This is a genomic window from Streptomyces sp. NPDC054794 (genome assembly GCF_053611585.1).
The window spans coordinates 152,703-166,529 of the sequence record NZ_JBSHAQ010000003.1 but is presented as its reverse complement, the minus strand read 5'-3'; the positions used below and the strand labels follow the sequence as shown (position 1 = coordinate 166,529).

General features: G+C 70.6%; 13 protein-coding genes. 6 read left to right on the top strand and 7 right to left on the bottom strand.

Features of this window, described 5'->3' with window-relative positions; genetic code table 11:
* Positions 1-13: 13 nt before the first annotated feature.
* A complete protein-coding gene (ppc, locus tag ACWGKT_RS04440; RefSeq protein ID WP_356146066.1) occupies positions 14-2,767 on the bottom strand; it encodes a phosphoenolpyruvate carboxylase in 2,754 nt (917 codons plus the stop codon).
* Positions 2,768-3,067: 300 nt separating this feature from the next.
* Here ppc and ACWGKT_RS04435 point away from each other — a divergent pair, with 300 nt between their 5' ends.
* Together ACWGKT_RS04435 and ACWGKT_RS04430 are read left to right on the top strand one after the other, a co-directional pair.
* On the top strand, positions 3,068-4,078 hold the full coding sequence (locus ACWGKT_RS04435; protein WP_356146063.1) for an acyl-CoA desaturase: 1,011 nt from the start codon (positions 3,068-3,070) through the stop codon (positions 4,076-4,078).
* On the top strand, positions 4,075-4,749 hold the full coding sequence (locus ACWGKT_RS04430) for a TetR/AcrR family transcriptional regulator (protein ID WP_235458709.1): 675 nt from the start codon (positions 4,075-4,077) through the stop codon (positions 4,747-4,749). The genes ACWGKT_RS04435 and ACWGKT_RS04430 overlap by 4 nt, the downstream gene beginning before the upstream one ends.
* 42 nt (positions 4,750-4,791) lie before the next feature.
* Here ACWGKT_RS04430 and ACWGKT_RS04425 read toward each other — a convergent pair whose 3' ends face one another.
* Together ACWGKT_RS04425 and ACWGKT_RS04420 are read right to left on the bottom strand one after the other, a co-directional pair.
* Entirely contained in the window at positions 4,792-5,154 is a 363-nt protein-coding gene (locus ACWGKT_RS04425; RefSeq protein WP_356146060.1) for a VOC family protein, read from the bottom strand.
* A 2-nt stretch (positions 5,155-5,156) separates the two neighbouring features.
* The gene (locus ACWGKT_RS04420; RefSeq protein ID WP_453272425.1) at positions 5,157-5,969 is read right to left on the bottom strand and encodes a trans-aconitate 2-methyltransferase; all 813 of its coding nucleotides are present in this window, start codon (positions 5,967-5,969) and stop codon (positions 5,157-5,159) included.
* A gap of 119 nt (positions 5,970-6,088) precedes the next feature.
* Between ACWGKT_RS04420 and tamR the strand changes: the two genes are divergently transcribed.
* Complete coding sequence (gene tamR / locus ACWGKT_RS04415; RefSeq protein ID WP_235458711.1) at positions 6,089-6,586, top strand: MarR family transcriptional regulator TamR; 498 nt, start codon at positions 6,089-6,091, stop codon at positions 6,584-6,586.
* Here the strand turns inward: tamR and ACWGKT_RS04410 are convergent.
* The gene (locus tag ACWGKT_RS04410) at positions 6,545-7,312 is read right to left on the bottom strand and encodes a response regulator transcription factor (protein ID WP_356146054.1); all 768 of its coding nucleotides are present in this window, start codon (positions 7,310-7,312) and stop codon (positions 6,545-6,547) included. The two genes, tamR and ACWGKT_RS04410, sit on opposite strands and share 42 nt — an antisense overlap.
* Positions 7,313-7,572: 260 nt before the next feature.
* Here ACWGKT_RS04410 and ACWGKT_RS04405 point away from each other — a divergent pair, with 260 nt between their 5' ends.
* On the top strand, positions 7,573-8,028 hold the full coding sequence (locus ACWGKT_RS04405) for a GNAT family N-acetyltransferase (protein WP_453272490.1): 456 nt from the start codon (positions 7,573-7,575) through the stop codon (positions 8,026-8,028).
* 333 nt (positions 8,029-8,361) lie between these two features.
* On the opposite strand, the gene galK is transcribed toward ACWGKT_RS04405, so the two are convergent.
* Genes galK through galT form a run of 3 tightly spaced genes read right to left on the bottom strand, consistent with a single transcriptional unit; the run spans position 8,362 to position 11,554 of the window.
* Positions 8,362-9,528 carry a galactokinase gene (galK, locus tag ACWGKT_RS04400; protein WP_453272424.1) on the bottom strand — a complete coding sequence of 389 codons (1,167 nt, stop codon included), beginning with the start codon at positions 9,526-9,528 and terminating at the stop codon, positions 8,362-8,364.
* A complete protein-coding gene (gene galE / locus ACWGKT_RS04395) occupies positions 9,528-10,496 on the bottom strand; it encodes a UDP-glucose 4-epimerase GalE (RefSeq protein WP_453272423.1) in 969 nt (322 codons plus the stop codon). Before galE ends, galK begins: the two co-directional genes overlap by 1 nt.
* Positions 10,493-11,554 (bottom strand): galactose-1-phosphate uridylyltransferase, encoded by a 1,062-nt coding sequence (galT, locus tag ACWGKT_RS04390; protein WP_356146045.1) that lies wholly within the window; start codon positions 11,552-11,554, stop codon positions 10,493-10,495. The genes galE and galT overlap by 4 nt, the downstream gene beginning before the upstream one ends.
* Positions 11,555-11,680: 126 nt before the next feature.
* Here galT and ACWGKT_RS04385 point away from each other — a divergent pair, with 126 nt between their 5' ends.
* Entirely contained in the window at positions 11,681-13,402 is a 1,722-nt protein-coding gene (locus ACWGKT_RS04385; RefSeq protein ID WP_453272422.1) for a sodium:solute symporter family protein, read from the top strand.
* A gap of 21 nt (positions 13,403-13,423) precedes the next feature.
* On the top strand, positions 13,424-13,795 hold the full coding sequence (locus tag ACWGKT_RS04380; RefSeq protein WP_453272421.1) for a hypothetical protein: 372 nt from the start codon (positions 13,424-13,426) through the stop codon (positions 13,793-13,795).
* The last annotated feature ends 32 nt before the right edge of the window (positions 13,796-13,827 follow it).

Genomic DNA, 13,827 nt, shown 5'->3' with positions numbered 1-13,827 from the left:
GGTGTGGGCGCGGTCAGCCGGTGTTGCGCAGACCCGCCGCCACGCCGTTGACGGTCAGCAGGAGGGCCCTGGACAGCAGCGGGTCGGCTTCCTCGCCGGCGGCCGCCGCGTCGCGCTGCCGCTTGAGCAGGGCGACCTGGAGGTAGGAGATCGGGTCCAGGTAGGCGTCGCGGATGGCGAAGGTCTGCTCCAGCTCGGGCTGGGCGTCGAGCAGTTCCTTCTCCCCGGTGACGCGGAGCACCTCGCTCACGGTGAGCTCGTGCTCGGCGCGAATGGTGTCGAACACGTGCTTGAGCTCGTCGGGGACGAGGGTGTCGACGTAGTGCTGGGCGATCCGCAGGTCGGTCTTGGCCAGGGTCATCTCCACGTTGGAGATGAAGTTCTGGAAGAAGTGCCACTGCTCGTGCATCTCGCCGAGGACGGTGTCCCCTTCCTGCCGCAGGCCGGCCTCGCGCAGCGCCTTCAGTCCCGAGCCGACGCCGAACCAGCCGGGGACGATCTGCCGGGACTGGGTCCAGCCGAACACCCAGGGGATGGCGCGCAGGCCGTCGAGTCCGGCGCCGGAGTCGGGCCGCCGCGACGGCCGCGAGCCGAGGTGCAGGTCGGCGAGCTGGTCCACGGGGGTGGAGGCGAAGAAGTACGCGGGCAGGTCGGGGTCCTCGACCAGCTTGCGGTAGGCGGCGTGGGCGGCGTCGGAGACGACGTCCATGGCCGCGTCCCAGCGGGCGAGGGCCTCCACGGACTGGCGCGGGGAGGTGTGCAGGGCGGAGGCCTGCAGCGTCGCCGCCACGGTCAGTTCCAGGTTCTCCCGGGCGAGGGAGGGGATGAGGTACTTGTCGGAGATGACCTCGCCCTGCTCGGTGACCTTGATCTCGCCCTCCAGGGTGCCCCAGGGCTGGGCGAGGATCGCGTCGTGCGAGGGGCCGCCGCCGCGGCCGACGGTGCCGCCGCGGCCGTGGAAGAGGCGCAGCCGGACGCCGTAGCGGTGGGCGACGTCGCGCAGGCGGCGCTGGGCGCGGTGGATCTCCCACTGGCTGGTGGTGATGCCGCCGAACTTGGAGGAGTCGGAGTAGCCGAGCATGACCTCCTGGACGTCCCCGCGCAGTGCCACCAGGCGGCGGTAGGACGGGTCGGAGAGCATGTCCTCCAGGATGGTGTCGGCGGCCTTGAGCTCGTCGGTGGTCTCCAGGAGCGGGACGATGCCGATCTTGGCCCAGCCGGCGTGCAGGTCGACGAGGCCGGCCTCGCGGGCGAGGACGGCGGCGGCGAAGACGTCGTCGGCGCCCTGGCACATGGAGATGATGTACGACTCGATGACCTCGGGGCCGAACACCTCCAGGGCCTTCTTGACGGTGAGGAAGACGCCGAGGGTCTTCTCGCCGGCCGCGTCGACGGGTGCCGGGGTGGGGGCGAGGGGCCTGCGGGAGCGCAGTTCCTTGGCGAGGAGCTTGGCCCGGTACTCGCGGGGCATGTCGGCGTAGCGCCAGGACTCCTCGCCGAGGCGGTCGAAGAGCTGGCCGAGGGCGTGGTGGTGGGCGTCCGCGTGTTCGCGTACGTCCATGGTGGCGAGCTGGAGGCCGAAGGCGGCCAGGGTGCGGATGGTGCGGGCCAGGCGGCCGTCGGCGAACAGGGCGCCGCGGTTCACGCGCAGCGAGGTCTGGATGATCCGCAGGTCGTGGAGCAGTTCGGCGGTGCCGAGGTAGTCGCGGCCGGGCTCGTGCGCGGTGCCCTTGGCGAGGCGCTGCTTGGTGTTGACGAGCTTCTGCCGGATGCAGGTGGCCTTGAGCCGGTAGGGCTCCTCGGCGTTGAGGCGCTTGTAGCGGGGGCTGATCTCGGGCAGGCGTTCCAGGTCGTCCTGGAGGCACCGCAGGAGTTCGTCGGTGGCGCCGGTGTAGCGGATGGAGTTGGACAGGAAGCCGCGCAGCTCGTCGATCATCTCCAGGGCGTCGTTGATGCCGTGTTCGTGCTGGAGGATGAGGACGTCCCAGGTCACGGCGGGGGTGACGTTGGGGTTGCCGTCGCGGTCGCCGCCGATCCAGGTGCCGAAGGTGAGGGGGCGGGTGTCGTCGGGGAGCTTGACCCCGACGCGTTCCAGTTCGGCGGTGAGGTCTTCGAGGACGTCGCCGACGGCGCCGGCGTGCAGTTCGTCCAGGTAGTAGATCGCGTTGCGGGCCTCGTCGGTGGGTTCGGGTCGTACGACGCGCAGTTCGTCGGTCTGCCAGACGAGGTCGATGTTCTCGGCCAGCCGGGTGTCGAGGCGCCGGCGGTCCGATTCGATGACGGGGGTCTCCAGAAGCGCGGCGATGCGCCGGAGCTTGTTCAGGACCGACCGGCGCGCGGCTTCGGTGGGGTGCGCCGTGAAGACCGGGCGCACGTTCAGGTGCTCGACGGTCTGCCGGAGGTGTTCGGGGTCGGCGTCCTTGAGGCGGTCGGCGGTGCGGGACAGCAGGCCGCCCTCGGCGGCGCGGCGGGCACGCAGCTCGCGGCCGCGGTGGACCTGCTCCGTGACGTTGGCGAGGTGGAAGTACGTGGAGAAGGCGCGGACCAGCTTGGCCGCGGTCTCCAGTTCGGTGCCTCGCAGCAGCTCGGCGGCGGCTTCGCCGTCCTCACGGGTGAGGCGGCGGACCTTCTCGACCAGTTCGAGCAGCTCAGGGCCCTCTTGCCGGACAAGGGTCTCGCCGAGGAGGTCACCCAGTCGCCTGATGTCGGCGCGCAGCTCGGTGCTGGTTGTTGTGGACTGGGTAGTCAGGTCGTCGGCACTGCTCACAGGTGCGGCTCCTTGCAGTGTTGAAGCTCGTCTGGGAGGGAACCCGGGCGTCTGCCGAGCGGCGTGAGCCGCATACGGGCCGGACATCCGGGAAGGAAACAGAGCGGACCGCGCTGTCCGACCGATCCAAGGATAGGTGTCCATGCGGACGCGCAGGCTCACAGGCTCTTGTCGCTGGACACCGCGCTGCCATACTTACGTCGCCGTAGGTTACGGAACCGTAGAGAACTGCGGATACAGTCCCGCTCGGTCGCCGCGACCCGGCGCCCCTCTCCACCCTCGACCCCACAGGGGACGCCCATGACCACGAGTTCCGATGTGATCGACGACGCCCCGCAGGCGAACAACGACACCTCCGTTTCCTCCGCCACCCTGGGCGGCGAGCAGAAGGGCTCGGTCGAGCAGATCACGCTGCTGCTGTTCATCGTCGTGCCGTTCGTCGCGCTGCTGGCGGCGGTACCGCTGGCGTGGGGCTGGGGGGTGAGCTGGCTGGACCTGGGCCTGCTGGTCTTCTTCTACTTCCTGGGCTGCCACGGCATCACGATCGGTTTCCACCGCTACTTCACCCACGGTTCCTTCAAGGCGAAGCGCCCGCTCAGGATCGCGCTGGCGATCATGGGGTCGCTGGCGGTCGAGGGCCCGCTGGTCCGCTGGGTAGCCGATCACCGCAAGCACCACAAGTTCTCCGACGCGGAGGGCGACCCGCACTCGCCGTGGCGGTTCGGGGAGACGGTTCCGGCGCTGATCAAGGGCCTGTGGTGGGCGCACATCGGCTGGATGTTCGACGAGGAGCAGACGCCGCAGGAGAAGTACGCGCCGGATCTGATCAAGGACCCGGCGATCCGGACCATCTCCCGCCAGTTCATCTACTGGACGATGCTCTCCCTGGCCCTGCCGCCGCTGATCGGCGGTCTGGTGACGATGTCGTGGTGGGGCGCGTTCACCGCGTTCTTCTGGGGTTCACTCGTGCGGGTGGCGCTGCTGCACCACGTGACGTGGTCGATCAACTCGATCTGCCACGCGGTCGGCAAGCGCCCGTTCAAGTCCCGGGACCGCTCCGGCAACGTGTGGTGGCTGGCCGTCCTGTCGTGCGGTGAGTCCTGGCACAACCTGCACCACGCCGACCCGACGTCGGCGCGGCACGGTGTGGAGCGGGGTCAGGTGGACTCGTCGGCGCGGTTCATCCGCTGGTTCGAACTGCTCGGCTGGGCGTACGACGTGCGCTGGCCGTCACGCTCACGTATCGATTCGCGCCGCAACACCGAGGAAGGCGGCTCCCGGCGCGGGTCGGAGGTCGAGAACGCGGCATGATTGACGCCGTGGCGACCGACTCCAGCACCCCCAGCACCGACAAGCCGCGGCGAGCGCGTCGCACCCGTATGACCGGTGCCGAGCGCCGCCAGCAGCTTCTGGAGATCGGTCGCACCCTCTTCGCGGCGAAGGGCTTCGAGGGCACGTCGGTGGAGGAGATCGCGGCGAAGGCCGGGGTGTCCAAGCCGGTGGTGTACGAGCACTTCGGCGGCAAGGAGGGCCTGTACGCGGTGGTGGTGGACCGCGAGATGCGCCGACTCCTCGACATGGTCACCGGCTCGTTGACCGCGGGTCACCCCCGCGAGCTGTGCGAGCAGGCCGCCTTCGCGCTCCTCGACTACATCGAGGAGTACACGGACGGCTTCCGGATCCTGGTGCGCGACTCCCCCATCCCCCAGTCCACGGGTTCCTTCGCCTCGCTGATCTCGGACATCGCCACCCAGGTCGAGGACATCCTGGGCCGCGAGTTCAAGAGCCGCGGTTTCGACCCGAAGCTGGCTCCGCTGTACGCCCAGGCACTGGTCGGCATGGTCGCGCTGACCGGCCAGTGGTGGCTGGACGTCCGCCGCCCGAAGAAGGCGGAGGTGGCGGCCCACCTGGTCAACCTGGCGTGGCACGGTCTGGACGGGCTGGAGCCGAAGCCGCGGCTGATCGGGCACCGGAAGAGCTGACGGGTCCGCCCGGGACGGTGACGACGACGTCGGCCGACGGTGTCAGCCGGTCGGTTCCAGGAACTCCAGGCGGTTGCCGACCGGGTCCCGGGCGTAGAAGCGCCGGTGGCCCGGCAGGTCGTCGTCCCAGGTGAGCTCGACGCCGTGGGCCGCGAGCCGGGCCGCGTACGCCTCGATGTCCGTGACCCGCAGTCCGGGGTGGGCCTTTCCCGACGGGCGGAAGCCGTCCTCGATGCCCAGGTGGAGCTGGACGGCCCCGGCCGAGAACCAGCAGCCGCCGCGCGCGGCGAGTGCCGGCGGCTTGGGGATCTCGGTCATGCCGAGCGCGTCCACGTAGAAGGGCCGCAGCAGGTCCTCGGAGCCGGGCGGGGCCGCGAGCTGAACGTGGTCGACGGCGGCGAGCACTCTCACTTCTCCTTCGTGGCCACGGCGAACAGCCGGCGGAAGGGCAGCACGGTGCCGTACGGGGCGCTCGGGTAGGCCTCCCGCAGCAGGTCCCGGTACTCCGTCACGAAGGCGTCCCTGGCCTCGGGGTCGTCGGCCAGCGCGGTGAGGGCGGGCCGCAGTCCCGTGCCCTTGACCCAGTCCAGGACGGGGTCCTCGCCCTGGAGGACGTGGAAGTACGTCGTCTGCCACACGTCGGCCGCGCAGCCGAGGCGGGCGAGCCGGTCGAGGTAGACGCCGGGGGCGTGCACGGAGTCCTCGTGGCGCAGGACGTCGGCGAGCCGGGCCCGCCAGCGGGGCGTGGCGGCGAGTTCGCGCATCAGGGCGTGCAGGGGCGCGTCGATGTTGTCGGGGACCTGGAAGGCGAAGCTGCCGCCAGGCGCGACGGCGTCGAGCCAGACGGGCAGGGCCTGAAGATGTCCGGGGACCCAGTGCAGCGCGGCGTTCGAGACGATCAGGTCGTACGTCCCGGTCGGCGCCCAGGTGCGCAGGTCGGCGTCGGCGAAGTCGAGGCTGCCGCCGCCGGGGGTGGGGCCCGCGTACTCCACGAGCGCCTTGTCGAGCATGGCACGCGAGTTGTCGTACCCGGTGATGTGCGCGGTGGGCCAGCGCCCGGCGAGGACGGCGGTGACGTTGCCGGGGCCGCAGCCGAGGTCGGCGATGCGGGGCGGGTCGCCGGGCAGGCCGGGGATGCGGGCGAGGAGGTCGGCGAAGGGGCGGGCCCGGTGGCCTGCGTGGCGGAGGTACTGGGCGGGGTCCCACGTGGGGGAATTCATGCGCGTAACCTTCCCGATCCATTTAGCTCGACGTCAAGAGACTTGATATCAAGATAATGACCATCGAGAGGGTGGACGTCAAGAGACTTCATGTCGACACAACCACTACACTGATCGTCATGGAGGACGAGGTCGATCGGCTGGTCGCTGCGTGGCGCCGGGAGCGCCCGGACCTCGACGTGGAACCGCTCGAAGTGCTGAGCCGGGTGAGCAGGCTGGCCCGGCACCTGGACCGGGCACGTCGGCTGGCCTTCGCCGAGCACCAGCTGGAGCCCTGGGAGTTCGACGTCCTGACCGCGCTCAGGCGTGCGGGAACCCCGTACCAGCTCTCGCCGGGACAGTTGCTGACGCAGACCCTCGTCACCTCGGGCACGATGACCAACCGTATCGACCGGCTGGCGAAGAAGGGCCTGGTGGAGCGGCTGCCCGACCCGAGCGACCGGCGCGGCGTGCTGGTCCGGCTGACGGCGGAGGGGCAGGACCGCGCGGACCAGGCCCTGGCGGGTCTGCTGGACCAGGAACGCGCGATCCTCGCGGAACTCTCCCGCGCCCAGCGTGGCGAACTGGCCGCGCTGCTACGCCAGTTGACCGCCCCGTTCGACAACATCCCCGGCTAGGTCGACCGGTCCCACGCCCGCGCGGCGGGCCAGGGCGACGGCGGCGAGGGTGGAGTGGACCCCCAGCTTGCCGAGGACGTTCTGCATGTGGGTGCGCACCGTGTGCGGGGAGAGGAACAGCCGCTCGGCCACGGCCTTGCGGCCGAGCCCGGCGACCATGCAGCGCAGCACCTCCCGCTCGCGCGGGGTCAGGGACTCCACCAGCCGTTCGCTCTCGGTGCGGTGCTTGCGGGCCGCGGTCAGCTCGCGCAGGACGCCGGTGAGCAGGGCGGGCGGCAGATGGGTCTCGTCGCGCAGCACGCCCCGGATCACGTTGAGCAGCCGGGACAGCGAACAGTCCTTGGCCACCCACCCGCAGGCGCCGGCCTGCAGGGCCAGGGCCGCGCGCCGGGGATCGTCCTTCTCGGCGAGGACGACGGTGCGTACGCCGGGCTGCGCCGAACGGACGCCGACGACCAGCGAGATCCCGTCGACCAGTCCCTCCTCGTTTCCCTCCTGCACCGGCACGGCCGGCCGTATGCCCGGCACATGGCCGCCCAGATCGGCGTCGACGAGCAGGACGTCGAAGCGGCGGCCCTCGGCGGCCGCCCGTTCCAGGCAGCGCAGCGCGGCCGGACCGCTGCCGGCCGCGGCGACGTCGACGTCGGGCTCGGCGGCAAGCGCCGCGGCCAGCGACTCGGCGAAGATACGGTGGTCGTCGACGACCAGGACTCGGATGCGAACCATGAAACCCCCTAGCCCAAGCTCCGAAAGGAGCAGGGGACACCCCATCGTCCGGAGAACGCCGACCGGCGCGGGTACGACCCCCACGGGTGACGGAAACCGCACGGCCGCCGCCGTGCAGACACTGCTACCCCCACCGCGGGCGTCGTACCCGACTGTCTCGCCCCCTGATCAACACCGGCCCCCACCGGTGCTGTTCATCAGGGTACGGCCGGTGGCCGGGAGCGGAAGGTAATTTGCAGAACTGGCTGTCCAGCACGTTTATGGTGTGCCGCATGTTTCGTATTGAGACGGAAGTCGACAAGGCGAGGCGCGATCTTCTCCGTTCCCGGCTGCTGGACACCAACACCAAGGCCTCCCCCGTCCTGGCGGCGCTGCGCGGCACCCCCGCCGAACGCGAGGTCCCCCTCCACGTCTGGGCGTCGACGGAATCGGGCGAACTGGCCGGCGGCCTCGTCGGCCACACCTGGGCGTCCTGGCTGCACGTCACCTATCTCTGGGTCGACGACCGCCACCGCGGCGCGGGCCTCGGCTCCCGGCTCCTCGGCGAGGCCGAACGCGTCGCCCGCCGGGACCGCGGCTGCCGCTCCGCCCGCCTGGAGACCTGGGACTTCCAGGCGCCGGACTTCTACCGGAAGCAGGGCTACCAGGTGGTGTGCGTGATCGAGGACTACCCGCCCGGACTCACGGAGTACACGCTGACGAAGACACTCGTCTGAGTCTCGGCAACGGCTTCCCGCAGGCGCCCGGTTCGCCCTCCTGGGCCGGCATCCGGCCGCCGCGGCCCGGTCCCGGCACGAGGCCGTCCCGGACCGGACTCCGCGGGAGGCCGCGGCCCGCGTCTTCGGCTACATGACGGCGATGCAGGGCCCCGCACCGGAGATCCCCGACGTCCTGCGGCCGCTGTGCCGCGCCTGGGGCTGCCTCCGACCGCCGCCGGTCCAGGGCCCGCGCCGGACACGCGTCGGCCCCGTACGCGCTCACGCGCACGGGACCGGTCGCTCACGGTCGTGCCGAGGCTCAGCCGCACGCGGGCCGCACCCCACGCGGGCTCAGCCCACCCGTCGGGCCCCCGCCGCCGGTACCGCCTCGAACACCCGCGGTGCGGTGAAGCCCGCCGCCGCGAAGGCCTCTTCGACGGCCTTGCCGAGGGTGTCCACCTCGGCGGCCTCCGCCAGGACGATCGCCGAGCCGCCGAAGCCGCCGCCGGTCATCCGGGCGCCGAGGGCACCGGCGGCCAGCGCGGTGTCCACCACGAGGTCCAGTTCCGGGCAGGAGATGCGGAAGTCGTCGCGCAGGGAGGCGTGGCCCTCGGTGAGGACCGGGCCGATCACGCGCGGCTCGCCCGACTCCAGCAGGGCCACGACACGTTCGACGCGCTGGTCCTCGGTCACGACGTGGCGCACGAGGCGGCGCACCTCCTCCTCGTCGTCGCCGAGCCGGGCCAACGCCTCGTCCAGTCCGTCGTACGGCACGTCCCGCAGCGCGTCCACGCCCAGCAGTGCCGCGCCCTTCTCGCAGCCGGCGCGCCGCTTGCCGTACTCGCCGTCGCTGTGCGCGTGCTTGACCCGGGTGTCCACGACGAGCAGCCGCAGACCCTCGGCGGCCAGGTCGAAGGGGATCTGCCGCTGGGACAGGTCACGGGTGTCGAGGAACAGGGCGTGCCCGGCCTCGCAGCAGGCCGATGCCGTCTGGTCCATGATCCCGGTGGGCGCGCCGACGTAGACGTTCTCGGCGCGCTGGCACAGGCGGGCCAGCTGCCAGCGCTGGAGGCCGAGCCCGAACAGGTCGTTCAGGGCGAGGGCGATCACGACCTCCAGGGCCGCCGACGAGGACAGGCCGGCGCCGCTCGGGACCGTCGAGGCCAGGTGGATGTCCGCGCCGGTGACCGGGTGGCCGGCCTCGCGTAGCGCCCAGACCACGCCCGCCGGGTAGGCCGTCCAGCTCCGGTCGCTCTGCGGCTCCAGGGCGTCCAGCGACAGCTCCACGACCCCGCCCGCGTCACCCGCGAGGTTCGCCGAGTGCAGGCGCAGCACGCCGTCGTCGCGGCGCGAGAGGGCCGCCGTCGTCGCGTGCGGCAGCGCGAACGGCATGACGAAGCCGTCGTTGTAGTCGGTGTGCTCGCCGATCAGGTTGACCCGGCCCGGCGCCGACCAGACTCCCTCCGGCGCGGCGCCGTACAGCGCGGCGAAGCCCTCCCGGACCTGCTGTGCCCCCACTAGTTCTCCCTTGCGATCTTCTGCGTGAACTCCCACGCGTCCGCGACGATTCCGGCGAGGTCCGTGCGGGACGGGTTCCAGCCGAGGCGCTCGCGGGCGGCCCGGGCCGAGGCGACCAGGACGGCGGGGTCGCCGCCCCGGCGCGGGGCCACGACCTCGGGGATCGGATGGCCGGTGACCTGGCGGACGGTCTCGATGACCTCGCGGACCGAGAAGCCCTCGCCGTTGCCGAGGTTGCAGATGAGGTGCTCGCCGGACCGGGCGGCCGTCAGGGCCAGCAGGTGGGCCTCGGCCAGGTCCGCGACGTGGATGTAGTCGCGCACGCAGGTGCCGTCCGGCGTCGCGTAGTCGTCACCGAAGACCGAGATCGCCTCGCGGCGGCCCTGGGCAACCTGGAGGACCAGGGGGATCAGGTGCGACTCGGGGTCGTGCCGCTCGCCGCACGCGCCGTAGGCGCCCGCCACGTTGAAGTAGCGCAGCGACACCGCGCCCAGGCCGTGGGCGGCCGCCTCGCCGGTGATCATGTGGTCGACGGCGAGCTTGGAGGCGCCGTAGGGGTTGGTGGGCCGGGTCGGCGCGGTCTCGACGATCGGGACCTGCTCGGGCTCGCCGTAGGTCGCGGCCGTGGAGGAGAAGACCAGCTTGCGCACGCCGGCCTCGCGCATCGCGCCGAGCAGCGCCATGGTGCCGCCGACGTTGTTGTCCCAGTACTTCTCGGGCTTGACGACCGACTCGCCGACCTGGGAGAAGGCCGCGAAGTGCAGGACGCCGTCGTAGGAGGAGTCGAGCCACTTGCCGGCGTCGCGGATGTCGCCCTCGACGAAGGTGGCGCCGGCCGGGACGCCCTCGCGGAAGCCGGTGGAGAGGTTGTCGAGGACGGTGACCTCGTGCCCGGCCTCCAGCAGGTGCTGGGCGACCACGCCGCCGACATAGCCCGCGCCGCCGGTCACCAGATACTTGCCGCTCATGTGCTCGCTACCTCTCGCAGTCGCTCGGCCGCGCGCTCCGGCGGCACGTCGTTGATGAACACGCTCATGCCGGATTCGGAACCCGCGAGAAACTTCAGCTTGCCGGAAGTGCGGCGGATGGTGAAAAGCTCAAGGTGAAGACCGAAATCGTCGCGGCCCACACCGTCGAACTCCTCCAGCGCGCCGAACGGGGCCTGGTGCCAGCCCGCGATGTAGGGCGTCGGAGGTTCACCCTCGCCGAAGATACGGTCGAAGCGCCTCAAGAGTTCCAGATAAACCTTGGGGAACTCTGAGCGCGCCGCCTCGTCGAGGGCGAGCAGATCGGGCACACGGCGCTTCGGGTACAGGTGGACCTCGTAGGGCCAGCGCGCGGCGTACGGCACGAAGGCCACCCAGTGTTCACCCTCAAGGACGACCCGCTCACCGGCGAGTTCCCGTTCCAGGACGGCGTCGAAGAGGTTCTCCCCGCCGGTCGCCTCCCGGTGGGCGGCCAGGGAGCGCAGCATCAGGGCGGTGCGAGGAGTGGTGAAGGGGTACCCGTAGATCTGGCCGTGCGGGTGACCGAGCGTCACACCGATCTCCTCGCCGCGGTTCTCGAAGCAGAACACCTGCTCGACGGAGGGGAGATGCGACAGCTCCGAGGTCCGGTCCGTCCACGCGTCCAGCACCAGGCGCGCCTGCTCCTGACCGAGGTCGGCGAAGGAGGCGCTGTGGTCGGAGGTGAAGCAGACGACCTCGCACCGGCCGGAGTCGCCGGCCAGCGACGGAAAGCGGTTCTCGAAGACGACGACGTCGTAGGAGGAGTCCGGGATCTCGCTGAGCCGGCCGTCCCGGGAGGGGCACAGCGGGCACTCGTCGGCGGGCGGGTGATAGGTGCGGCCCTGCCGGTGCGAGGCGATCGCGACCGAGTCGCCGAGCAGCGGGTCGCGGCGGATCGCGGAGGTGGTCACGGTGCGGTCGAGCGGTCGTCGGTCCACCGCGTCGCGCACGGTGTCGTCCCGCAGGTCGTAGTAGATCAACTCACGACCGTCGGCCAGTCGAGTCGAGGTCTTCTTCACTGCGGACTCCCTATCCGAGCCACCACTCAACCATCAAACAGAAACGCACATACCAAAACACAACTCACCAGGGCAGTCAACAACGCAATCAGAGGAGGTGTATGAGCGGACGTGTTGAATGACGGTGTGCAAACCCCCACATTCCCCCTCACACCCGCCCACACAGCCCGGGAAGCCCTTCCCGCGCTGGCGGCCGAGCTGCGGCTCCCCACGAACTGGCTCGACTACACGATCCTGGCGATCTACTTCGTCGTCGTGCTCGGCATCGGCTTCGCGGCCCGCCGCTCGGTCAGGACCAGCCTCGACTTCTTCCTGTCCGGGCGCTCACTGCCGGCCTGGATCACCGGTCTCGCGTTCATCTCGGCCAACCTGGCCGCCACCGAGATCCTGGGCATGGCCGCCAACAGCGCCCAGTACGGTGCCTACACCGTCCACTGGTACTGGATCGGTGCCATCCCCGCCATGGTCTTTCTCGGCCTCGTGATGATGCCCTTCTACTACGGCAGCAAGGTGCGCTCGGTCCCCGAGTTCCTGCTGCTGCGCTTCGACAAGTGGGCACATCTGCTGAGTTCGATCCTGTTCGCCTTCGCCGCGATCCTGATCGCCGGGGTGAACCTCTACGCCCTGGCGATCGTCGTGGAGGCGCTGCTCGGCTGGCCCCAGTGGGTGGCGATCGTGGTCGCCGGCCTGTTCGTCCTCGCCTACATCACCCTGGGCGGCCTGTCCTCCGCGATCTACAACGAGGTGCTCCAGTTCTTCGTGATCCTGGCCGCGCTGATCCCGATCACGGTGCTCGCCCTCAGGAAGGTCGGCGGCTGGAACGGCCTGACGGACCGGCTCACCGTCCTGCACGGGCACGACTTCGTCACCGCCTGGGGCGGCACCGGCATCGGCAGCCCCAACCCGCTCGGCGCGAACTGGCTGACGATCGTGCTGGGCCTGGGCTTCGTGCTGTCCTTCGGCTACTGGACGACGAACTTCGCCGAGGTGCAGCGCGCCCTGTCCGCGAAGAACCTCTCCGCCGCGCAGCGCACGCCGCTGATCGCCGCGTACCCGAAGATCTTCATCGTCTTCCTGGTGATGATCCCGGGTCTGGTCGCGGCGGCGCTCGTCCCGAAGATCGGCACCAGCGCCTCGGGCCTGCAGTACAACGACGCGATCCCCTACCTGATGCAGGAGCTGCTGCCCAACGGCGTGCTCGGCATCGCGGTGACCGGTCTGCTGGCCGCCTTCATGGCCGGCATGGCGGCCAACGTGTCCTCGTTCAACACCGTGTTCACCAACGACATCTGGTCGAAGTACGTGGTCCGGCACCGCGAGGACGCGTACTACGTCCGCTTCGGCCGGCTGATCACGGCGATCGGCGTGATGGCCTCCATCGGCACCGCGTTCCTCGCGTCCTCGTTCTCGAACATCATGGCCTACCTGCAGACGCTGTTCTCCTTCTTCAACGTGCCGATGTTCGTCGCCTTCATCATCGGCATGTTCTGGAAGCGCGCGTCCGCGAAGTCCGGCTTCTGGGGCCTGCTCGCCGGGACCGTGACCGCGATGGTCAACTACTTCGTGATGTACAAGCGGCACATCATCGACATCCCCACCGACCAGGGCGCCAACTTCGTCTCCGCGATCGCGGGCTTCGTCGCGGGCGGGATCGTGATGTTCGTGGTGTCGCTGTTCACCTCGCCGAAGCCGGCCGAGGAACTGGAGGGCCTCGTCTACGGCACCCGGTCGCCCGGCATGGCCGAGCCGCCCGCCGCCGGCGACGACGCCTGGTACCGCAAGCCGGCCCTGCTGGGCTGGGGCGCGGTGATCATCGCCGCCGCCTGCTACATCCCGTTCTCGCTCTGACCGCGGGAGGATGGAGACACCATGTCCGACCACCCCGAGCACCGCGACCGTCCCGACGGCCCCGAGCGCCCCGAGGACTTCGGGTACTCCGGCTTCACCGAGCGGGACCTCCAGCGGGAGGTTCTGGACCTGGAGCACAGGTCCACGACCGCGGCCCGCATCTTCGACCTGCGCCGCATCATCGGCGGCCTGTTCGTCCTCTACGGCGTCATGGTCACGATCGCCGGCATCACGGCCTCCGACGCGGCCATCGCCAAGGCCGAGGGCGTCAACATCAACCTGTGGACCGGCATCGGCATGCTCCTGCTGGGCCTCTTCTTCCTGGCCTGGCTGAAGCTGCGCCCCACACCGCCGCCGCTGCCCGACACCGCACCGGACGACAGGGCCCGGTAGCGCGCCGCCCACAGGGGCGCGGAGCACCGGAC

Coding starts and splice junctions, on each gene's coding strand:
- ACWGKT_RS04435 (WP_356146063.1), top strand. CDS start 3,068: ATGACCACGAGTTCCGATGTGATCGACGACGCCCCGCAGGCGAACAAC.
- ACWGKT_RS04430 (WP_235458709.1), top strand. CDS start 4,075: ATGATTGACGCCGTGGCGACCGACTCCAGCACCCCCAGCACCGACAAG.
- ACWGKT_RS04420 (WP_453272425.1), bottom strand. CDS start 5,969: ATGAATTCCCCCACGTGGGACCCCGCCCAGTACCTCCGCCACGCAGGC.
- tamR (WP_235458711.1), top strand. CDS start 6,089: ATGGAGGACGAGGTCGATCGGCTGGTCGCTGCGTGGCGCCGGGAGCGC.
- ACWGKT_RS04410 (WP_356146054.1), bottom strand. CDS start 7,312: ATGGTTCGCATCCGAGTCCTGGTCGTCGACGACCACCGTATCTTCGCC.
- ACWGKT_RS04405 (WP_453272490.1), top strand. CDS start 7,573: ATGGTGTGCCGCATGTTTCGTATTGAGACGGAAGTCGACAAGGCGAGG.
- galE (WP_453272423.1), bottom strand. CDS start 10,496: ATGAGCGGCAAGTATCTGGTGACCGGCGGCGCGGGCTATGTCGGCGGC.
- ACWGKT_RS04380 (WP_453272421.1), top strand. CDS start 13,424: ATGTCCGACCACCCCGAGCACCGCGACCGTCCCGACGGCCCCGAGCGC.